The 21,882-nt window shown below is 63.5% G+C and carries 13 protein-coding genes; 5 read left to right on the plus strand and 8 right to left on the minus strand.

Annotated elements, in window-relative coordinates; translation table 11 throughout:
• The 7 genes from HQL56_06225 to HQL56_06255 form a co-directional block, all read right to left on the minus strand.
• Positions 1 to 2,710, minus strand: a 2,710-nt coding sequence (locus tag HQL56_06225; GenBank protein ID MBF0309104.1) for a CHAT domain-containing protein, incomplete at its 3' end; no start/stop codon positions are given.
• Between the two features lie 276 nt (positions 2,711 to 2,986).
• The gene (locus tag HQL56_06230) at positions 2,987 to 6,850 is read right to left on the minus strand and encodes a DUF3683 domain-containing protein (protein ID MBF0309105.1); all 3,864 of its coding nucleotides are present in this window, start codon (positions 6,848 to 6,850) and stop codon (positions 2,987 to 2,989) included.
• A 142-nt stretch (positions 6,851 to 6,992) separates the two neighbouring features.
• Positions 6,993 to 8,201, minus strand: a complete 1,209-nt coding sequence (locus HQL56_06235; GenBank protein ID MBF0309106.1) for a 6-phosphofructokinase — start codon at positions 8,199 to 8,201, stop codon at positions 6,993 to 6,995.
• A gap of 142 nt (positions 8,202 to 8,343) precedes the next feature.
• Complete coding sequence (locus HQL56_06240; protein MBF0309107.1) at positions 8,344 to 11,775, minus strand: AAA family ATPase; 3,432 nt, start codon at positions 11,773 to 11,775, stop codon at positions 8,344 to 8,346.
• A 46-nt stretch (positions 11,776 to 11,821) separates the two neighbouring features.
• Positions 11,822 to 13,087, minus strand: a complete 1,266-nt coding sequence (locus HQL56_06245) for an amidohydrolase (GenBank protein MBF0309108.1) — start codon at positions 13,085 to 13,087, stop codon at positions 11,822 to 11,824.
• Positions 13,084 to 13,800 carry an MTAP family purine nucleoside phosphorylase gene (locus HQL56_06250; GenBank protein MBF0309109.1) on the minus strand — a complete coding sequence of 239 codons (717 nt, stop codon included), beginning with the start codon at positions 13,798 to 13,800 and terminating at the stop codon, positions 13,084 to 13,086. Before HQL56_06250 ends, HQL56_06245 begins: the two co-directional genes overlap by 4 nt.
• A 15-nt stretch (positions 13,801 to 13,815) precedes the next feature.
• A complete protein-coding gene (locus tag HQL56_06255; GenBank protein ID MBF0309110.1) occupies positions 13,816 to 14,445 on the minus strand; it encodes an outer membrane protein assembly factor BamE in 630 nt (209 codons plus the stop codon).
• Between the two features lie 94 nt (positions 14,446 to 14,539).
• Here HQL56_06255 and HQL56_06260 point away from each other — a divergent pair, with 94 nt between their 5' ends.
• Both HQL56_06260 and HQL56_06265 read left to right on the plus strand, forming a co-directional pair.
• Positions 14,540 to 15,091: a hypothetical protein gene (locus HQL56_06260; protein ID MBF0309111.1), complete on the plus strand. Its 552-nt coding sequence runs from the start codon at positions 14,540 to 14,542 to the stop codon at positions 15,089 to 15,091.
• A gap of 42 nt (positions 15,092 to 15,133) precedes the next feature.
• Entirely contained in the window at positions 15,134 to 15,982 is an 849-nt protein-coding gene (locus HQL56_06265) for a glycosyltransferase (protein ID MBF0309112.1), read from the plus strand.
• A gap of 193 nt (positions 15,983 to 16,175) precedes the next feature.
• Here HQL56_06265 and HQL56_06270 read toward each other — a convergent pair whose 3' ends face one another.
• A complete protein-coding gene (locus HQL56_06270; GenBank protein MBF0309113.1) occupies positions 16,176 to 18,437 on the minus strand; it encodes a DUF115 domain-containing protein in 2,262 nt (753 codons plus the stop codon).
• Between the two features lie 555 nt (positions 18,438 to 18,992).
• On the opposite strand from HQL56_06270, the gene mgtE reads away from it, so the two are divergent.
• Genes mgtE through HQL56_06285 form a run of 3 tightly spaced genes read left to right on the plus strand, consistent with a single transcriptional unit; the run spans position 18,993 to position 21,879 of the window.
• Complete coding sequence (gene mgtE, locus HQL56_06275; protein MBF0309114.1) at positions 18,993 to 20,381, plus strand: magnesium transporter; 1,389 nt, start codon at positions 18,993 to 18,995, stop codon at positions 20,379 to 20,381.
• Between the two features lie 3 nt (positions 20,382 to 20,384).
• A complete protein-coding gene (locus HQL56_06280; protein ID MBF0309115.1) occupies positions 20,385 to 21,368 on the plus strand; it encodes a hypothetical protein in 984 nt (327 codons plus the stop codon).
• Positions 21,369 to 21,423: 55 nt separating this feature from the next.
• Complete coding sequence (locus HQL56_06285; protein ID MBF0309116.1) at positions 21,424 to 21,879, plus strand: hypothetical protein; 456 nt, start codon at positions 21,424 to 21,426, stop codon at positions 21,877 to 21,879.
• Positions 21,880 to 21,882: the final 3 nt, after the last annotated feature.

A 21,882-nucleotide genomic window follows, 5' to 3' on the forward strand; every position in this document is an offset into this window, starting at 1 on the left:
CCAGTTGACCTCGGGCTTGAAGGATATCGGCTATTTGGCCAAGGGTGACCGCACGTGACCTCACCTCTCCAGCCTTCAGGAAGACCTCTTCCGCCTTCTGCAGCCAGTTTTCGGCTTCCTTCAATTCCCCGCGTCCCATCAGCCGCGCTGCCCATTCAAACCACAACTGGGCCTGGTCCACCGGGTCGGCCCCGGGCAAGGCCAAACCGCGCTGCAAGAAGGCATCACCCTGCTGTGCCTCCCCCAACGCCATGGCGCACTCCCCGCCCAGGCGCAGCAAATCGGCTCGGGGGGACAAGCCCTGCCGGTCCAGGGCGTCGACGGCCCGGGTGACCATCTTCAGGGCTTCTTTGGCCTCATACTGTTCCCGTTTCAGCCAAAATCCGCCCCATTCCGCCGCTGCGGCCATCACGGAGGCGTGTTCCGCCAGTTGGGCCAGGCGATAGATCTCAAGGGACTCTTCGGATCGGGGCAAATGGCCTTCATCTTCTTGCCAGCATCGCCCCACCTCCTCGATGCTCTGCCGCGACAGGGCGGTCTGCTCGGTTTCGGACAACGGATTAAACAGGGGGTGCAGCAGGGCATCGGGCAAATAGTGGAGTCGCTTCTTCCAAGCATGCCAATAGCCATCCACCAGGCCCAGATCGATGAACCGGCTGAGGATGGCCTTGGGGTTGGCGGCGGCAATCACCTTGAGCAATACGGCTTCCGGCTGGGGGCGGGCGAAGAGGAAGAGGTTGCGCAGGGCCCGGCTCTGTTCGGCGTTCAACGCCCCCTTCAGGGCATCGAGGGCCACGCGGCGGAAGAATTCCCCCGCATCCCGATCCTGGGGAATCGCGCCGGTCAGCAGGTAGTGTTCCACGGCGGCCACGGCCTTTTCGGCCTCCTCGAAAGCGCCCCGATGCACCACCCCGGTGAGCAGGTTCTGCAGGCCGGGGTTGCCGTTGGCCGCTTTCAGGATGCGCTCCCGCAAAGCCTCGGCACGGCTGGAGCCCGACTGCCGCAGTTGCGCCCGCCACTGTTTGCGCCGTTCGGTCTCATTCATCGGCGGCAGTTCAACCGCCAGAAGCGCCTCCGCCAGATTGCGCCCCCGCCGGTCCGGCAGCACAAAACGGTAACGGCTGGTCAACAGCAACAGGTGCCCCCCCTGCTTCGCCTGATTCTGGAAGGCCTGCAAAACGGCTTGCAGCGTCTCCACATGCTGCGGCAGACAGAGGGTCTGGTCGGGGTTTTCGCCGGGCGGCTGCAGGGTGCGTTCCAGATCGTCCAGAATCAGCAGAATCGGTGAGGAAGCCTTCTGCAGCAGCGATTCTAAAAAGTCTTGCAGGGCAACTGCTCCACCCTGATGAATCGCGGATTGCCATCTCTGTCGCAGAGAGGGGACCTTTTTTTTACCCGGCAAACCCGCAAGCACCGCATGGAAAATGGCCATGACGCTATAATCGTCGTAGATCACGGCGCGGCGGTGACCCGTCAGACGATTGGCCACCCGCGCCGCCAGGCTCGACTTGCCCCGGTTGCCCATGCCGTGCAGCACGACACCCCAATGGCTCCGTTGACGGGCGGCGTGAATCACCCGCTGAATCTGGCGGCGACGCCCCACGAACTCGTCACGGGAGGCGACGGGAACCTTCTTGCCCAGATCGAGAAACTCCCGGTAGCCGTCCTCCTGTTGCTGGGGGTGCCTTTTGCCGTGGATGTTGCACAGACTGCCGCCGCCGTGTGGCCCGACATAAACCCGCGCCAGATGCCAATGCACCATATCGGCCTCCCGGCGGTGCTGCTCCAGCAAGGCGGCGCGGGCCAGGGCGGCGGCCTGGGCAACGGGCTTGTTCCCGGCCAGGTGACCGTAAAAGACCTGGGCGAAGGCGATGGCGTCGCGATCCCGCACCGAACCATCCCAGCCCAGCACGTTGCACACATTGGCCTCGACCATCTCCAGGGCCAGGGGCAGGGCCTGATGACGGTTTTCCGCCGTGCGACAGGCCGAGAGAAAGAGCAGGGGTGGCAAATGGGGGGCCAGTTTGTCAACAAGCTCTTTGGCTTGAACCTTCTGGGGCCATCCGGCCTCGTCCTCCAGAATCAGCAGACCCTTTCCATCCTCGATATCGCCGTGGCAGGAGAGGTGCAGAATCTCCGGAAGCTCCATGCGCCCCAGCCGTTTTCTCAACGGTTCCAGTGAACCGCTCTCCTCCACGAAGAGGTTGAGATCCAACCCCTGGGTGGCCTCCAGAATACCCGCCTCTTCCGCCTCGAAATCGAGTACCTTTTGCGTCTCCGGGGCAGCCGCCATGAAGAGCAGGGAGAGATCCCGGTATCTGGGTGGGGCAGGGGGCTCCGCCGCTCCGGTCAGACGCCGCAGGGGGATGAAAAGACGTTTGCCTTCGGCCAAAAACGACTCCTGGGCCAGAATCTCCCAGGGGATGGCGTGAAACAGACGGGCGCGGTCCGAGAGCGGCACGAGGGTGTGAAACTCGAAGACCCACTCCCCAAACCCGCGGGTAAGGGGGGCCAACCATTGGGAGGAGCCGTCCAGCCATCGGAACATCTCCTGTCCCAAAGGAAGGAGTTCTGGCCAGGACTTCGTCAGGAGAACGGCCTCGTATCGCTCGGTCCAGCCTCGCCACGAGGTGAAATCCACCTCGGTCAGGCGGCGGCTTTGGTCACCAAAACGCAGAAAATCCCCATCCAGGGCAAAAATCAGCTTCATGGCCAGTCTCCGGGAGGTTGCTTGTCCTGGAAACTGTAGGTCTTTTCAGGGTGGCCGACAAGAGGTTTTGCGTCGATTGAGCAAAAGACTCAATCGTGACTGTTCAACATCCAATCCAGCGAGACATGAACATGTTGACGGCGAAAGGAAAAGTCCCAGGGGTGCCCCCTGGACCCCATGGGGTTGGGAGGTCAACAGAAGAAGGAAAAGTCCCAGGGCGCAGCCCTGGGCCGGGGGGGGATAATCCCCCCCGGACCCCCGTTATTCTTTGAGGCCCTAAATCAACACCTTCTCCACCCCGCCGTGGCGGATGTGTTTGAGGATGGTTTTGGCCCAATCCTCACCCAATCGGGCCTCCGCCAGAGCCTCCACCATGAAGCGGGCCTGCAGGCCGGTGGTGGGGGCGTAGCGGGACAGGCCCTGGTAGCAGGAGGGGCAGGTGGTCAGCACCTGGCCGTGCAGCGCCCCTTCGCGTTGGCACTGCGCCGCCCCGGCCAGCAAATCCTCCTCCTTGCGGAAACGGGTCTGAATGGCGATGTCGGGACGGGAGACCGCAAACGTGCCCGCTTCGCCGCAACAGCGCTCGCTGACAATGGCCTTGGCTCCCATGAGGCGGCTGGCCACTTCCAACGGTTTTCCCCCGGTGGTGGGCGAGTGGCAGGGATCGTGGTAGAGGAAGGGGGGCCGTCCCGGTTTGTCGGCCAGGACAATGCCCTTGGCCAGGAGATATTCGTGGGCATCCAGCAGTTGGCAGCCGGGGAAGATCTCCTCGAAGGCGTAGGCCTTGAGCTGCGCCAGACAGGTGCCGCAGGTCACCAGGACCGTTTTGACCTCCAGATAGTTGATGGCGTTGGCCACACGGTGGAACAACACCCGGTTGGAGAGAATCATCTGTCGGCTCTGACTGGTCAGACCCGCCGCCGCCTGGGGATATCCACAACAGGTGTAGGCCGGAGGCAGCACGGTCTGCACCCCCGCATCGTACAACAGGGCCAGCAGCGCCAGGGAGATGTCGCTGTACAAGCGCTCGCAGCCGCAGCCGGGGAAATAGAAGACCGCCTCGCTCGATGTCAGACCCGGTTTGCGGATGATGGGAATGACATCCTTCTCCTCCAAACGCAGCATGGCCCGCAACGAAGCGTGGGGAATGCCCCCCGGCAGTGGCCGGTTGAAGAGATGGATGGTCTGGGCCAGCGCCGTCGGAGGGGTGGGCGTCGGCGCGGGCGGATGTTCCGAACGGTGGCGTCCCAAGGCCCGCACGATGCGGAACCCCAGGCGCTGCCCCCAGAAACCGAGCCGCCCCATGAGCAGCCGCAACACGCGAATGGTGCGCGGATCGGTGGTGTTCAAAAAGGCCAGGGCCAGACGATGTCCGGGGGAACCCTGCCGCCCCCGGCGACTCTTGAGCAGCTCCCGCATGTGCATGCTGACCCGCCCGAAATCGATCTTCACCGGACAGGGGGTCAAACAGCGGGAACAGACGGTGCAATGGTCGGCCAACTCCTGCAGATGGTCGAAGTGGTGCAACGAGATCTTCTGCCGCGCCTGCTCCTCGAAGAGAAAGGCCTCGATGACCAGTCCGCTGCCCAGAATCTTGTTGCGGGGGGAGTAGAGCAGGTTGGCGCGGGGCACATGGGTGGTGCAGACCGGCTTGCACTTGCCGCAGCGCAGACAGTGGCGGATCAGGTCGTTGAGTTTGCCGAAGGCGCTTTCGTGCAGCAGCAGGGCCTCCTGCTGCACCAGCCGCAGGGAAGGGGTGTAGGCCATGCGCAGATCGGCGCTGCGCTCCAGCTTGCCGCGATTGAAGTGCCCCCTGGGATCGACCGCCTCCTTGTAGGCCTTGAAGGCGGCGATCTTGGCGGGATCGAGATAGGCGATCTTGGTCATGCCGATGCCGTGTTCGCCGGAGATCTCCCCGCCCAAAGCCAGCGCCAGATGCATGACCCGCTCCACGATGCGTTCCGCCTCCTGCAACATGGCGTAGTCGTTGGAGTTGACCGGGATGTTGGTGTGGACGTTGCCGTCTCCGGCGTGCATGTGCAGCGCCACGAACAAGCGGCTGGAGCGGATGCGCCCGTGAATGGCGTCGAGTTGATTGCGCACCCCGGCCCAGAGATCCCCGGCGAAAAGGTTGCGCAACGGCAGCATCACCTCCTGACGGTAGGAGATGCGCACATCCCGCCGCAGCAACACCTTCAACAGGCTCTCGGAGCCGCGCACCGCCTCACGGGAGGCCGGCTCCAGCAGTTCGGAACACTGCTGCGCCGACTGGTCCAGACGCGACAGAATCTGTTGCCAACGCGGCTCCACCGTGTCCAGCAGGGCCAGAACCGCCTCTTTCTTGGCCTCCACCGGGGTGACATCCTGCTCGTCGCTGGAGGCGAGTTCCGCCGGCAGCAGGCCGGTGAACTCCTTGCTCTGCAAAAAGAGGCGCACCGCCTGAACGATGGCGATCTTGTTGCCGATGGACTGCTCGATGTTGATGCGTTCGATGCCTTCGCTGTACTCCCCCAGCTTTTCCAGGGGGATGACCACGTCCTCGTTGACCTTGAAGGCGTTGGTGTGGGCGGCGATGGCGGCGGTACGGGAGCGATCCGCCCAGAAGAGGTGACGGGCCTGGGGCGAAACGGCGATGAAACCCTCCCCGCCGCGGGCGTTGGCCAGACCGACCACATGGGAGGCGGCTTCGGCCACGGCGTTCTCCGACTCGCCCACCACGTCCAGCAGCAGCACCATCTTGGGACGGGCGTCGCGGGAGGCCTTGGCGTTGTAGCCGATGGCCTGGACGTAGCGTTCATCCAGGTGTTCGAGCCCGGCGCACTTCACCTCCCGATGGGTGTCCAGAAAGGCCTTGATCTCCACGATGGCGGGCACCGCGTAGCCCAGATCGGGATCGTAGAACTCCAGACAAACCGTGCGAATGGCCGCCGGCATGCGGTGCAAAATGAAGCAGGCGCTGGTGACCAGCCCGTCGCAGCCCTCCTTCTGCACCCCCGGAAGGCCGCCCAGCACCTTGTTGGTCACATCCTTGCCCAGACCGGGTTTGCGAATCTCCCCGGCGTCGAGAACGATGTCGTTTTCCGACAGGAGCCGTCCGTCGGGCCGGCTGCGACGCACCTTGAAACGGGCCTGGGGCAGGTCGTGGATCTTGCCCAGATTGTGGTCCAGCCGCTCCACGTCCAGCCAGTTGCCCTCCGGGTCCACCATGCGCCAGGAGAGCAGGTTGTCCAGGGTGGTGCCCCAGAGGACGGCCTTCTTGCCCCCGGCGTTCATGGCGATGTTGCCGCCGATGGTGGAGGCTCCCTGGGAGGTCGGATCGACGGCGAAGACCCAGCCGGCGCTTTCGGCCTTCTCGCTGACCCGTTTGGTCACCGCGCCCGCGCCCACCCGCACCGTGGGCACGCGACGCCCTGCGGGCGACAGCGATTTGCGTTCGATCTCCTCGATGAAGTCGAGCTTTTCGGTATTGATGACCGCACTGTTGCGATGCAGCGGCACCGCCGAACCGGTATAACCCGTGCCGCCCCCTCGGGGGATCATGGTCAGCCCCAGATCGATGCAACCCCGCACCAGTCCGGGCAGCTCCTCCTCCCGATCAGGCAGCAGCACCACGAAAGGAGCCTCCACGCGCCAGTCGGTGGCATCGGTCATGTGGGCGATGCGGCTGGCCGGGGAGAAGTCGATGTTGGCCTCCCGCGTCTCGCGGGAGAGGCGTTGCAGCGTGGTTTCCCGTTTCTCCTTCTGCTCCTCGAACCAGTCCAGCAGCTCCCGTGAAGCGCGACGCGCCTCGTGGACCAGCTTGAACACCAGCTCGTTGCCCTGGGCCCGATCCCGAATCTGGTCCAGCCGCAAGGTCAGGGTCTCCTTGAGCCCCAGACGGCGCTTGGGGTGCTGCAACAGGTCTTCCTGCAGATAGGGGTTGCGGGAGATGGCCCAAATCGCGCCCAGCACCTCGAAAAGCATGCGGGCGCTGCGCCCGGTGCGCCGTTTGCCCCGCAACTCGTTGAGCACATCCCACATGGGTGCGCCCAAAAGGCGAAACACCACCTCCCGATCCGAAAAGGAGGTGTAGTTGTAGGGAATCTCCCGAATACGCGCGAAGGGTTCTTCGGGAGTCTCCCGTTCCGCATGATCGTCCATCGATCCTAATCCTGTGGGTATCTGTTCCGGTATACGGGGGTTCGGGGGGGATTATCCCCCCCGACGGGTCCAGGGCAGAGCCCTGGGACATTTCCTTTCGCCGTTGATGCGGTCACGCCGAGCCGTGCAGAGTCCTGAACCGTTATCCCTGTGGCAGTTTTGGCACGGACGGAGCCTGCAAGCGGGCCACTTCGGGAAGGGCCGTCCCCAGCAGGGGCGTCATGTAGGTGCGAAAGGCCTCGGTGACATCGGGACGCCCCTCCGTCAGGAAGTGATCGGGCATGACCCGGGTGCGCCCCGCCACCTCGTCCAGGGGGATCAGCCGGTAATTCACCTGGTATTCCCCGACCCGTTCGATAGCCACCGACCCGGTCCGACCGCCGCCTAGGCCGAAATGGGCCGCCCATTCGCCCACGGCGCGGGCCTCCTTGCGATCCACCTCCGACACCACTCCCAGGAAGGAGCGTTGCAGATAACCGAAGGTATCGCCCCGCACCCGTTTGATGCCGGTGCGGCTTTTGATGGTTTCGGTGAGCAGGTCTGCCAGGGCGCCCGTTCCGGAAAGCTGCACGTTGCCGTGGGCGTCCCGTTCCACCTCCTGCTTCAGGCGGGTGATAATGGGTTGGCCCCCGGCGTCGTGGATGCCCTCCGAAACCGCCACCACGCAACGTCCCAGGCGTTTGTAGACCTCCTGCACCTCCTCCAGAAACCGGTCCGGATCGAAGGTGCGCTCCGGCACGTAGATCAGATGGGGGCCGTCGTCCCGGCCCCGGCGGGCCATGGCGGAGGCGGCGGTGAGGAACCCGGCATGGCGTCCCATGACCACCGCCACATAGATGCCCGGCAGCGACCGGTTGTCCAGGTCGCATCCGGCGAAGGCGCTGGCCACGAAACGGGCCGCCGAAGGGAAGCCGGGGGTGTGGTCGTTGCCCATCAGGTCGTTGTCGATGGTTTTGGGCACATGCACGCAGGTCAGATCGACGCCTTCCTCACGGGCGAACTCGCCCACGATGCGCAGGGTATCGGAGGAGTCGTTGCCGCCGATATAGAAGAATGCGCCGATCTCATGCCGCTGCAAAACCTTGAAGATCTCCTGGCAATAGGCCCGATCGGGTTTGTCGCGGGTGGAGCCCAGGGCCGAGCCGGGGGAATCGGCCACGGCTTCCAGGCTGGAACGGGCCTCGCGGGTCAGATCGAGCAGTCGCTCGTCCACGATGCCCCGCACGCCGTTCTGCGCACCGTAGACCTTTTCCACTCCCGGCAGACGCCGGGCCTCCAGCACCACACCCGCCAGAGACTGGTTGATGACGGCGGTGGGACCGCCTCCCTGGGCCACCAATACCTTTTGCATGAATCAATTCCTCACGATATCCGATTGATCAGGTATACGGGGGTTCGGGGGGGATCATCCCCCCCGACGGGTCCAGGGCCGCGCCCTGGAACTTTTCCTTGTTGAAACGACCAGGCCGTGCAGGGTACTGAACCGTCACTCCTCACGACTGAATCGGAATGATGGGAATCGCCCGTGGCTTGCGGAAAACCTTTTCCACCAGGGCGGCTCCCCGGTCCTTCTCGTACTCGGCCCAGACCTCTTCCAGCACATCCCGCGTCTGGAAGGGTTCCAGCCCGGCCCCTTCCGCCAGTTCGTGGAACAGATCGAGTTCGCTGTCGGCGTCGGGGTGATCGATCAGGGCATCGAGGCGATAACACAGCGCCACCAGCCGCATGGCGCCATCGTCCTTGCCCAGCTCCTTGGCCAGACGGCCCAGTTGGAAGTAGGCCGCCGCCTCGCCCCGCTGATCCTCCAGGCGGCGCTTGATGGCCAGGGCCTCTTTCAGACGCACCAGGGCCAGATCCTGCTCCCGGTCCTCCAGGTTGATGGTGGCCAACTGGTGCAGCACCTGCCCCAGCATGGCTTTGGGACCGGCCTCCTCCAGCCAGGGCAGGGCCTCTTCGAAACAGGCCTTGGCCGAGGCCAGATTGCCCAGGGAGAAATGCACCAGACCGGCGATGCGCTGGGTGTCGGCCAGACCCGCGGCCAGTCCGTTGTCGCGCTGCATCTCGCCGGCACGGGCCAGTTTGGCCAGAGCCCCTTCCTGGCGGTTCTGCTCCAGATCGACCAGGGCCATCTGATGCCAGCAGGCGGCCTGTCCCTGAAGATCCCCGCTCTCTTCGTGCAGCGCCAGAGCCTTGAGCAGACAACTCTCCGCGCGGTCGAAATTCTGCCGCCCCATCTCCGCCCCGGCCAGAAGATGGCAGGTCGAGGCCAGTCCCTCCCGATCGCCCGAGGCCTCCTGAAGATCGTAGGCGCGCTGCAGCAGGGGGAAGGCCTGCTCCACCTGCTGATCGTGCAGCAGGAGGGTGGCCAGGGCGGTATTGCCCTGAATCTCCTCTTCGAGCATGCCCTGCGCCGCAGCTATGTCAATCGCCTGCCGGAAACCGAGCGCCGCCTGTTCCGACTCTCCCGCCATCAGTTGGGCGCGGGAGAGGTGGATCATCAGGCGGGGATGGGGATAGTCCCGCAACAGGGCGGCGTTGAGGCGTTGCAGGTCGGCGGCCAGCCCGTGAATCTGGCAGGCGTGGCTGAGACGATCGACCGCCGCCAGGGCTTCCGGATAAGCGCCACCGGCCTGAAGATGCCAGGCGGCCTTTTCCAGAAGGGCGGTCCAGTCGAGTTGCAGGCGTGCTTCGCCGTTGGCGTCGAAGAGCCGCAGCAGATGACGCCCGGCAGCGGCATGAGCCCGTTTGCGCTGCTCCCCGGAGAGGGCGAAGGTGGTGAGCAGCCATTCCGGAAAGGCTTGTTGGGCACTCCAGCAGGTCTCCCCCTCGATGGACCAGCCAAAGGCGAATCCCGCTTCCCGCCAGGCGGCCAACTGCTCGTCCACCCCGGAGGCCTCCTGGCCGACCAGTTCGGCCAACTCCCCGGCGGTCAGGGGAAAATCGAGCAGCATCAGGGTGGCCAGGGCGCTGGGTGGTGGCCACAGATCGTGCAGCACGGAACGCACCAGGGCCAATCCTTCCGTAGAGGGGGCCATCAAGGTGGATCCGCGCACCGCACCGCCCTGATCCATGGCCTTGGCGAAGACCTCCCAGGGCAGCAGCCGCAAACCGTGACGCAGTGGTGCGCATACCGCGGGCATGGCCCCGAGAACCGGCGCGATACCCTCCAGAAAGCCCAGCATGCGGGGCACGTCACACTCCGCCGGCCAGGAACAGGGATCCCCGCCCAACAGACGCAGCACCGCCCCGGCGCCCAGGGGAGGCACCGTTTCCGCATGGATGACGGCCAACAGGGGATCGTGGGCCGAAGGAACCCCGCGCGAGGTCAACAGAAGACGCGATTTTCCGCAGCCGTTCTTCAGCATGTAGCGCAGAAACGCCCCCACCATTTCGTCGGCGAGCAGGCTGCCGGGCTGCCGGGCATCCCACTCCACGCCATCCAGCAGCAGCAGGAAGGGAAAGCGCCGCAGGGCCGCCGCCAGAAAGCCCAGCCGGTCCGCCAGGGAGAGGCTGGCATCGCGGAGGATGTCCGCCGCATCCTTCTGTCGGGCACGCAGCAGGGCTTCGGCGCAGGCCATCAGCAGCCGTCCGGAGGTCAACGGCAGCGACGCCGACGAGGTGAGCGTCAACAGGGAAAACTCGCCGGGGCAAAGGCGATTGGCCAGCGCGGTGGCCAGAACCGTCTTGCCGATGCCTGCCGGTCCCGACAAGAGCAGGGCCGGCGCATCGGCTCGGCGCAACATGGCCTCGAAACGGGCCAGCAGGGCGCGTCGTCCGGTGAAGGGTGCCGCCCAACCGGCAATCAGGGAGGGCAGGGGGGGTTGCGCCACTTCGATGGCGTTGACCGGAAGCCGCGCCCCTCCGGCGTTGACCAGCCGGGATCGGGTGGTGGCTCCGAAGAGCATGGGCAGGAAAGCCAGCGGCTGAACGGCAGCGTCGGCAGCCCGGCGCACGGAAAGCAGCGCCTCGTCCACCGTGGCGCCGGAGGCGATCACCCCCAGCAGGCGGCGCATCGCCTCGCGGGCGGCGGGTTCTTCCAGGGAGAGGGGCCAGGCCAGGGCCGCCAGCAGGCCGGGGGTGGCGGCCAAACCCGAAGCCACCATGCCGCAGGCCCCTGATTGGGGGGCTTTTTCCAGGGTATTGGCGCTGACCACGACCATCGAGACCCCGGAATCGGCCAACAGCCCTTCCGCCAGTTCGGCGGGCCCGTGGACTTCGCTTTCGCCGCCTTCGAGGGCCACGAAACCGGCGGCGTTGTTGACCACCGTGGGGGCGATCAGCCAGACGATCTGGGGCTGGAAGGCGCTGATGGCCTGCCGGATGCCGGTCATCGTTCCGTCCGGGGCCACGGCGAGGGCCACATCCTGGCCCGCCAGCGCCGCCTCGACGGCCAACCCCTCCAACCGGTCGGCATCCAAAGCGGCGGGCGTTTCGGGAGCGGCGACGGCGATCAGCAGACGCAAGGGCAGGGGAGAGGGAATGCCGCAGGCGGTGGAGACCTCCGTGTCGCGTCGCGGCAGGCGGCGCACCGCCACGCCGGGAGTGAGGCCCAGGGGCGGTCTCTCCGGGGGTGTCAAACACTCCCAGGGCAGGATGAGCCACTCCGCCACATCGCTGGCGATGCCCAGAAAGAGCCCCTTGGCGCTGTCGAGCCGGGCCTGGATGAGCGGCCATTCCGGCTGCAGCCAGACGGAAAAGAGTTCCACCCCCAGGGTGGTCATGGCCGCTTCACCCAAGGTGGGATGGCCCCCCTTCTTGACCAGCATGCGCCAGTCGTCCGTGGCATGGCGCAGCCGGGTCGTCTCCGCGACGGTCAGCCTTCTTTCCGCAGCAAGGGTTTGTCCATCCAGACGCCAGGAGAGCAGGGTCTCTCCCTCGGGCGAGAGGCGAATAGCCAGAATCAGCAGGTGTTCCCAGGCGCTCATGGTGTTTCCATTCTGCGGTTGGGGTGAAAGAAGGGGTCGTAAAGGCTCAACCGTGACAAACCGCTTTGGCTCGCGCCACCGCTTCCCGCACGATCTCCTCCTCGCCGGGAATACGGCGGTGATGCATGAGGAGCCGCCCGTCGACCACCACGCTGTCCACCAGATGGCCGGTGGCCGAGTAGACCAGATTGGAGGTGAAATCGTGCAGGGGCAGGCATTCGGGAGCGTCCTGGCGCAACAGGATCAGATCCGCCGCCTTGCCGACCTCCAGCTCTCCGATGCCGCCCAGCAGGGGGGCCATGCCGCCGGTGACCAGAGACCAGGCCTCCCCGCCGGGAAGGGTGGTGGGATCGGCATCCCGATGCTTTTGCACCAGGGCCAGCACCTTGAGATCCTGCAACAGATCCAGACTGTTGTTGGAAGCCGCGCCGTCCGTGCCCAATCCCAACGGTATGCCCCGGCTGCGGGCCAGGGTATAGGGGAAGATGCCTCCCACCGCCAGTTTCATGTTGGAAACGGGATTGGTGACCAGGGTGGCGCCCCGCTCCGCGATGAGATCGAGTTCCGCCTCGTCGAGGAAGACCCCGTGGGCCAGAATGACCTTTGGCGTCAGCAACCCGGCCCGATCCAGCAGGAAGGCGGGCCGGATGCCGTGACGGCGCAGGCACTCCTCCACCTCGAAGCGGGTTTCGGAGAGGTGGATGTGGACCGGAACGCCGTGTTTTTGCGAAAAATCCGCCGTCCAGCGCAGACTCTCCTCGCTGACGGTATAGATGGCGTGGGGCGTCAGGGTGAAACGCACCCGGTCGGAATAGCGGGAGGACTCTTCGAAACAGCGTTCGGTGTCGCGTTTGCAGGCTTCGGCCTGTTCGGCTCCCGCCACATCGATCATCACCGCGCCGACGCCCACCCGCAGGCCCATCTCCTCCACCGCACGGGCCATGCCGTGAAAGTGCCAGTACATATCCTGAAAACAGGTGGTGCCGGAGCGGATCATCTCCAGGCAGGCCAGTTTGGTGCCCCAGAAGACATCCTCCTCGCTCAGGCGGGCTTCCGCCGGCCAGATACGCTCCTGCAGCCATTCCATGAGGGGCATGTCGTCGCCGTAGCCGCGAAACAGGGTCATGGCCGCGTGGGTATGCCCGTTGACCAGGCCGGGGGAGACCGCCATGCCCTCGGCATCCAGGATGGCCACGCCGGGTGAGGGTTCCAGCCCGCTGGCCATGGCCTGGATGCGACCGTCGCGTATGGCGATGTCGATGAGTCCCCGGCCATCAAACCAGGCGTTGCGGATAAACAGGTCTCGACTCACGATGGATTTCCGATCAGGGCGGTAGTGAGAGCATCGATGGCGGAAAGGAGCTGGGCTTCGTTCTGTTTAACCTGAGCTTTGAAGCCCTCGAAGGTCAACGGCTGCCACTCCAGTCCGTTGGCGTAGTTGTCCACCAGACAGAGCGCCGCGTAGGGAAGGTCCAATTCGGCGGCCAGAATGCACTCCGAGGCGATGGTCATGCCCACCACATGGCAGACGCTCTGATGGAAACGAATCTCCGCCGGGGTTTCGAAACGGGGTCCGCTGGTCTGCCAGTAGACGCCGTTTTCCCGGCAGGCGGGCAGTCCCAAACCCCGCCAGGTGTCGAGCAGTGTGGCGCGCCAGGCGGGGTCGAAACCCGGAGTGCGATGCCCCCGGCTGTCGGCGTAATAGGTGGGATTGACCTGGGGCGCATAAAAATCATCGGGAACGAGGAATCGTCCCGGCGGGATATCGCGTTGCAGACTGCCCACCGAACCCACCGCCAGAATGCGCTCCACCCCGGACTCCTTGAGAGCGTGCAGGTTGGCGGCGTGGTTGATGCGATGGGGCGGGGTGTACTCCTCCAGCCCGTGGCGCTGCAGGAAGACCAGTCGGGAGGTCTCCAGCAGGGCCACCCGCCCATAGGGGGTGGTCACCTCCCTCTGCCGGGTGTGGCGCAGGGGAGTGGCCGCCAACAGGCCGGTTCCGCCGACAAGCCCCAGTTTTCCCATGATGGCTCTCCGTGGTCAGGGGGCCTTGCCCATCCAGGTGGGCAGACTGGCCGGGGCGGTTCCCTCTTCCTGCACCGACCCGGAAGAAGCGGAGGATTGTCCCGTGCCCAGGTGACGACGCCAGGTGGCGGAATCGGCCCCCTTTTCTTCCTTCGCGGGCTCGGGTTGGTCTTTTTCCGGGTGGATCAACAAGACCTTCTGCCACCAACTGCGGGTGTCGAGGGGATCGACATCCCCTTCCGCTTTGGGAAGCTCCCGCCCCCCCCAGGGCTTCATATGGGTCCACAGGCTCTCGGTGCGGGAATCGGGGCTCTCCCGGGGGTCGAGAACCTCCTTGTCGAAATTGCGCTCCACGTTGCGCACCACACCCCGGCTGTCGAAATCGATGATCAACCGGCTGGTGTTGCGCTGATCCTTGTAGCGGCGATCCTGGACGTAGATCCAGCGGTCCGGGCGAAAGCTGTTGACCAGGGTGGGGTGACCCAGCAACTCCTGGACGCGGGAGCGGGTCGTCACCCCGGTGCGAATCTCCTGCATCCGGTCCGTCTCCAGAATATTGCCCTTTTCCTGCACGGCAGCCTGACATCCGGCCAGGAACAGGCATAAAATAGCGGTCGTGCGGCGGAGGAGAAGGATTCGGGACATGTCGATTGCGACCTTCGTATGCTGGGGTGGACGGCTCATGGCACGGTCTTTCACCTCTTAGGATAGCCAACCCGTGCCCCGGAGCAAAGATCTAATGCAAATTCTGCGCAAGTGGCGCCTGAAAAAGGCCTGGCACCAGGAGCTGAAAGCCGGACTGCTGCCGGTTCATGACCGGCTGGCCCAGGAGAGTCTGGACCTCGCCGCCTCCGGCGATCTGCAACTGCCGGACGATTTCAACGTGCGCTTCGAGGTGATGCTCCTGTTGATCTCCCGCGTCCTGTGGCTGTTGAAAAGCGTCGACGGCCCCGACAGCCCTCGGGTACAGACCTTGTGGGATCTGACCTTCGAAGGTTTCGACCAGAGTCTGCGCAGTCGGGGCGTGACCGACATGGGCATGTCCCGCCGCATGCGCAAACTATTGGGCCATGCCACCGGTCGGCGCAACGCCTATATCGCCGCCCTGGAGAAGGCGGATCGGACGGCTTTGATGGAGGCCATCTCCCGCAACTGTCTCAATGGCGCCAGCCCGGAAGATGCCCGCGTCGCCCTTCTTCTCGACCACCTTGAAAAAATTCCCGCTCTTCTCGCGGAAACCGGCCTCTCCCTGGAGCAGCCCTGCTTGCCATTTCCGGGCAAGACAGGCTAAAAAGGGGTTCTCTTCGGCAATACTGGTCAGTGATGGAGTGCGATGAGCGGCGATTCGGCATTTTGCCCCATGGGGTTGAGCGTGGTGATGATCGGACGGGACGAGGCGGAGCTGTTGCCCCTCACCCTGCCACCGCTGATCCGACTGGCCGACGAGGTGATCTTCGTCGACACCGGCTCCCGGGATGACACCCCGCGGATCGCCCTGGAGCTGGGGGCGCAACTCGCTTCCTGCGCATGGGAGGATGATTTTTCCGCAGCGCGGAATTCCGCCCTGCAGCGGGCCCGTTTCGCCTGGGTCTTCTCCGTCGATTGCGACGAAGAGCTGACGGAGCCGCCTCGGCAGTCGCTGCGTACCCTGTTGGAACAGCTCTGTTTTCCCGCCGGGGAGCCGGGATTTCTGGTTACCATCAAGAATCGGCTCGACAGCGGCGTCACCTTGCCGCAGAAGTCGTTGCGACTGTTCCGCAACGACCCGCGCCTGCGGTTCGTCAATCCGGTTCACGAGACGGTGCGTCCCGGTCTGGCACGCCACTGGCCGGGTTTCGTCCCGACACCGATTCCCTTGACCCTGTTGCATCACGGTTATGAACGGGGCCGCAACCGGGAGAAGTTTTTGCGCAATGTGCGCATTCTGCGGCAGTGGGTCAGCCGGGAGCCGGAGAACCTTTTCGCCTGTTACAAACTGGGCATGAATTTGCACCACATCGGCAGCGCCACGGAAGGACTGTTGTTCATGGAGCGGGCTTTCAAGCTGCTGGATGCCGCACCCAACCGGCGGGAGTATGCTTTTCTCGACGCGCTGGTGACGGTGTTGCATCGGGCTTTGATGGAGGCGGGGAGGGAAGACGAGGCAGCCTCGGTCATGGCCCGCATCAAACGCTGGGAGTGATATTTTTTTGACTTTCAATATTTTCCCTTTAAGTATAAAAAAAAGAAAATGCTCTATCCTTTGACTTTTTTATTATCATTTAATTTTGAAAATAAATATAAAATTTTTATATATAATATTAATTATATAAAAAATTAAAGTCAAAGGATAGAACATTTTCTTTTTTTGATACTTAAAGGAAAAATATTGAACGTCAAAACACAGGCCGCTTACCTCTACCATTCAACAACCCCACCAACTCGAACTCCAACAAATCCGCCACCCGAACCCAATCCCTCGCCACCTGAGCCAGCACCACCGCCTTCATCACATCCGGCAACGCCGCAGGCAGCGGTTGCAGCCGACCGGTCCGAATGGCCTTGAGCAGACAGTCGATACCACCAACCAATGCCTGGTTGCCAGTGGCGATACGCCCCTGACGCAAGGCCTCCACCACCTGCGCCAATCCACGGCGACAATCGGGGTCGGGCGGTGGCGCCCCCTCCGGAAAGGCCATGCGGAGCAAATAGAGCCGGTGACGGGCCAACCCCGCCCCGTAAACCAGACCCGCCGCATCGAAAACGGCAATGGCCTCCTCCAGGAGAAGGGTCGCCCCGGACACCTCCACCATCTGCTGCAGCAAATCCGCCAATTCGACTTTCAGAAAGGCCCGTTCCGTCTCCGATCCGGTCAGCTCGATCGCCTCCCGCCAAAGCTGGCAGGCCGGCTGCAACTGACCCCGATGGCGCAGACAACGGGCCTGACTCGCCGCCACAAAAGCCTCTTCCTCCCCCAAACCCGCAGCCCTGGCCAAATCCATGGCCATTTCCAACAAAGGCGGGGAGCCGGCCGTCTCCTGCAGATATTGCAAGGCCTCGCCCCGGATGGCCAGCAGGCGGATTCGCCGCACGGCATCCGTCGAAACACGCTCCTGCATCGTCTGCGCAAGGCTCAAAGCCGCCTGCCACGCTCCGGTGCGCAAACGGGCCATGGCCCGCAGCAAGCCGATCTCCGGCAACTCATCCCCCACCGCGCCCAACAACGGTTCCACTTCGGACCAAAGCCCCTGACGGGCCTTCTCCCGGGCCTGAATCAGCCGCTGCTCCGCAGGCTGCTCCACAGCCTGGAACGGCAGGGTCAGCAAAGCCTCCAAATCGCTGCCCTCCGTGAAACGGCAGCCGGAGATGGCCGCGCCGCGCCGGCTGGCCTGGAACCACTCGACCTCCGGATGCCGTTTCACCAAACCTTCGAGGTCATGCAGGTAGCTTTTCAGAGAGGGCAGGGTGGCCACCGGCTGACCGAATCCATCGAGCAGACTCTCCTGACCGACAGTCGGTGCCGTCTGCCGATGGGCTGTTCCCGCCACATGGCTGGCCCCGCCGGGAAAGGCGAAGTCGGCCCCCAGAAAACAGATGCGCCCGGCCCCGCCCAACAGGGCCAGATCAGCCACGGCGTGGGTCACGGTGCCACTGCTGAACAGGCGGGTGCAGGAGGGTTTTGCGGTGCAGTATTCCCGGTAGAGAAGGCTCTCGGAACAAGCCTGCAGCCGGAGCCCCGGCCAGTCGGCCACGATCCGGGGCGGGGTGGCGGGGAAGTAGACCAGCAGAGTTTGCTGCAAACGACTCAGGTCGGTGCAGAAATGCTGCACCGTGATCGGCGCGGGATCGAGGCTGACCACCACATCGGGAAGCAGACCCGCCGCCAAAAGTGGCTTGAGGGCCGCGCCCACGACCAGCAGGGGATGACGCCCCGCAGCAATCGCCCCGAAGTGATCGGAAAGGGTGGGACCGGCCGCGGCGACCAGCACGGTTTGACCCCGCCAGCGCCCGGCCAGCTCCCCCACATCGCCGTCCCGCTGCAGAAAGGGAGCGTTCTCGGTGATATGGGCTTGCAACCAGGGCAGACGGCGATGGTCCTGATTGAGAATGGCGGCATCCAGTTCGAACTGCAAACGACGGCGCAAGGACTCGCCCTCCGCACCCGGCAGTGCGTTTTGCACGTCGAAAGGAACGACCGCAAACGGCTGCCGCAGACCCTCGCCGTGTTCGGCGGCGGTTTGCAGCACCACCCGGCCATCCTTCAGCCAGTCCCGATGGTCGAAACAGCTCAGGGAGAGGCGTGAGAGGGCGGCATCGGTCAAGACCACGGTCAATTGCTGCAAGGTTTTGCGCTTCAACAGCAGCCGGGGCAGTTCGCCGCAACCCAGGCCGTAAACCCAGGCCAGCGTGGCCTCCGTGGGAATGGTGGCCGCCTGTCGACGCGCCTCCTGCCCACGATGGTTGAGGCTGCACAAACGCCGCCCTTCGAGCAGGGGAACCCCCGTCGAGGCCGGGCCTTCCCAGCCATGGAGCGGAGTTGTCCCCGGCAAACCGCGCCACACCTCGGGCCAACGTTGTCTCACCAAAGCGCCGTTTGCTTCCAGATGGTCCTTGCCCCCATGCCCCATGCCACGCCCCCATTGCAGAATCCATTGCACTTCACGCTCCGGTTTGCATAATGCAGACATCATCCCTTTTGCATTACGGAGTTTAATTGATTTTACGGCAGTTTTTTCGTTTACACTATGGTCCGTGATTTGCTAAATTGTCGATCAAACAGGAACCCTGAACCCCATCGTGGTTCGGGTTCGTCACCAAAACCGAGGCAGGAGTCTCGAACCTTTTATGGACGCTCACAGTCGTCACAAACCATGTCGCGGCCTGCCCGTCTCCGACGGGGGCAAGCCTCCCCAGTTCCGCTAGGTTCGGCACTCCACCCCGACCTTCGGGCGGGGATTCCCCCTTTGTCACAGATCGCAGCCGCAAACCCTCTCCTCACCCAGCGGGAGTTTTCGGTATGCGTATCGCCTCATCGGTTGTCCATCGTTTTTCCAGGGCAAATCAATCCTCCGGGATAAGACTGCGCAGTTGCCTGTCGTCACCGGGGTATTTGTCCTTTCCGACACCCTTCCGCCGCTAAATATCACCCGGAATACGCTACAGCCGGTCCACAGGGACCGGTCTACTGCTCTTTGTGTAAAAGGGAGTCAACCATGGCCGCCATTCACGCCGAATTTCCCGGTTCCCGGGGAAGCAACAGCCTGGCTTCGCAAGACTACGCGGAAACCATCAGCCGACTGTTTCGCAAACAGTCCCATACCGCCTTGCAAAAGGTGCTGTCCCGACTCTTTCCCTCCGATCTGGCCCGCATCCTGGACGGATATCCCGAGGAGGAGGCCAGCAAGATCTTTTTCCTGATTCCCTCCCACGGACTGGCGGCCAGCACACTGAAACACATGGGTGCGGAGCTTCGCAACCACCTGATGCAGGATTTTTCCCCCGACAAACTGATTCCCATCCTGGAAGAGCTGCCTCCGGATGATCGTGCCGACATCATCGGGCAACTCGACAGCAAGCTGGCCAAACGCTTCATGGGCGGCCTGGACGAGGAGCGCATGCGGGAGGTGGAAGACCTGCTGCAATACGACTCCGACACCGCCGGGGGTCTGATGACCTCCGACTTCTTCGCTCTGACGGCGGATACCACGGTCGGCGCCGCCATCGAGGCGGTGCGCAGTCTGCCCTACTTCGAAATGGTCTTCTACCTCTACATTGTGGACGACAAACGCCGCCTGATCGGGGTCAGCTCACTGCGCCAGCTGATTCTCAACGACCCCTCGAAAACCCTGGCGGAAATCATGAACTCCCGCACCATCAAGGTGTTGACCAACACCCCCAGCACCGATGTGGCCGACATGGTCAAACACTACCGGCTCCTGGGTGTGCCCGTGGTGGACGATATGGATGTCCTGGTGGGGGTGGTCACCGTGGACGACATCATCTCCACCCTGGAACAGGACATCACCGAAGATGTCTTGAAGATGTCGGCCAACGCCCCGCCCGAGGTGGCGCAGCAATCGTTCATGAAAACGCTGAAATTGCGCCTGCCCTGGCTGTTGGCCGCCCTTGGGGGCGGCCTGCTGGCCAGCGGGGTGATCGACCTCTTCGGCAGCCTGCTGGGCCACAAGATGGCCCTGGCCGCCTTCATTCCCCTGGTGATGAATATGGCCGGATCGGTCGGCACGGCCACAGCCACCGTGGCCGCTCACGGCCTGACCGCCAAGGGATCCCGCATGGGCCAGATCGCCGGCCTGTTCGGCACCGAACTGGGCATCGGTCTGGTTTTGGGCTGCATCAACGGCCTGGTCGGCGGTCTGACAGCCTGGTTCCTGTTCAAGGATCCCCTTCTGGGAAAGGTGGTGGGGGTCACCGTGCTGCTCAACATGCTCTTCGGCGCTTTCATCGCCCTGGTGCTGTCCATGCTCTCCGAACGCCTGCGCGCCAACCCCGGCATGATCTCCGGTCGCATCCTCACCACGATTCTCGATATCATCGGGGTGCTCAACTATTTTGTTATCGCCACCTTCGTCCTGGGAGTGTGAGCCATGGTGAGCAACACATGCCCCGTATACGCCTATATCCTGGATGGCAAGGGGGGAGGCCGGGAGGTCGGCTGGAAAGAGGTGGCCGACTGGAAACCCGAACAAGGCATCCTCTGGCTGGTCGGACGCCCCAGCGGCGGGGAGACGCAACGCTGGCTGCGCCGCGAGAGCGGTTTGCCCCCGGAGGCGGTGGAAACCCTGCTTTCCAACAACAACCGCCCCAATTGCGTGACCTTTCGCCAGGGGAGCCTTCTCACCCTGCTCGGCATGAATCAGGCGCGACAGGGCCCGGAAGACGAACTGACCGGCATCAACATCTGGATCGACGCCAATCGCCTGATTGCACTGCGCTCCGCGCCCACCCACAGCTTCGAGGATGTGCGCGGCAGCCTGCAGATCGGGGATGGTCCCGTCAATCCGGGTGAGATCCTGGGTCACGCCATTCAGCGCATCATCGCCCGACTGGAGCCGCTGGTTTTGAAACTCGGGCGCGACGTGGACGATCTGGAGGACACCATCCTGCTGGATCCCCATGCCCAATTGCAACAGGAACTGGTGGCGCTGCGTCACCGCCTGATCATCCTGCGGCGGCAACTGGTGCCGCAGCACGAAGCCTTGAGCGTATTGCAGCAACGCCGCGCCTGGATCAACGAGTCCAACCGGCAGTTGCTGCAGGAGATCCAGGGACGCCTGCACCACCAGATCGGCGATCTCGACTCCACCCGTGAGCGCGCGGTCCTCATGCAGGATGAGATTACCGCCAACCAGAATGTCAAGCTGAACGAAACCATGAAGATCGTGGCCGTCTTCACGGCCTATCTGATGCCGATGAACGCCATTACCAGCCTGCTTGGCACCAATGTGGAAGGCATTCCCTTCCAGGCGGGAACGGACCACGTCTACGGCTTCTTTCTGGAGGTGGCCTTTCTGATCCTCGTGCTGGGGGTCAGCTATTTCATCTTCAAGAAAAAGAAGTGGTTCGATTGAGCCTCTCGGCAAACGAAACATCCGCATCAACCTTTCGGATCAGGGACGCATTGCCATGATTGCCAGCAACCCCAGCCAAAGTGAATCCAGAATTGCCTATGGCGAAACAGAGGGAGAGGGAAGCCTCTTCTGGTATTTCACGGTAATCTTGATCATTCTGGGCGGCATCGCCTTGTATGAGTATCCCAATTTCCTGCTGGTGCAAAATCGCGCGGATGGCCGGGATGGACTCCAGGTCATCATCTCGAAACAGGGGGAATATTTTCAGTTACACCAAAAATATGCTACATCTCTGGGGGAGCTTGGATACGAAAACGTTCGCGATTTTGCCGTCAACTCACCCAGAGGCTTTTACAAACTTCTCCTCACCGATGGGGACGGAACCTTCTACACCCTGGCCGCCCAACCCCAAGAAGAGCAGAATGGGGATACTCTCTGCGCTGTTTTGACCTACAACAGCAAAGGAAACGCCAAGGGTGCCTCGGGCAGCAACGGCCCTTCGTGCTGGTAGTCT

This window comes from Magnetococcales bacterium, assembly GCA_015231925.1.
GTDB lineage: Bacteria > Pseudomonadota > Magnetococcia > Magnetococcales > JADGAQ01 > JADGAQ01.

Excerpts from the sequence above, each read along its gene's own strand:
- HQL56_06265 (MBF0309112.1), top strand. The coding sequence starts at position 15,134 with ATGAGCGGCGATTCGGCATTTTGCCCCATGGGGTTGAGCGTGGTGATG.
- HQL56_06230 (MBF0309105.1), bottom strand. The coding sequence starts at position 6,850 with ATGGACGATCATGCGGAACGGGAGACTCCCGAAGAACCCTTCGCGCGT.
- HQL56_06285 (MBF0309116.1), top strand. The coding sequence starts at position 21,424 with ATGATTGCCAGCAACCCCAGCCAAAGTGAATCCAGAATTGCCTATGGC.
- HQL56_06280 (MBF0309115.1), top strand. The coding sequence starts at position 20,385 with ATGGTGAGCAACACATGCCCCGTATACGCCTATATCCTGGATGGCAAG.
- HQL56_06260 (MBF0309111.1), top strand. The coding sequence starts at position 14,540 with ATGCAAATTCTGCGCAAGTGGCGCCTGAAAAAGGCCTGGCACCAGGAG.
- mgtE (MBF0309114.1), top strand. The coding sequence starts at position 18,993 with ATGGCCGCCATTCACGCCGAATTTCCCGGTTCCCGGGGAAGCAACAGC.
- HQL56_06255 (MBF0309110.1), bottom strand. The coding sequence starts at position 14,445 with ATGTCCCGAATCCTTCTCCTCCGCCGCACGACCGCTATTTTATGCCTG.
- HQL56_06240 (MBF0309107.1), bottom strand. The coding sequence starts at position 11,775 with ATGAGCGCCTGGGAACACCTGCTGATTCTGGCTATTCGCCTCTCGCCC.
- HQL56_06235 (MBF0309106.1), bottom strand. The coding sequence starts at position 8,201 with ATGCAAAAGGTATTGGTGGCCCAGGGAGGCGGTCCCACCGCCGTCATC.
- HQL56_06250 (MBF0309109.1), bottom strand. The coding sequence starts at position 13,800 with ATGGGAAAACTGGGGCTTGTCGGCGGAACCGGCCTGTTGGCGGCCACT.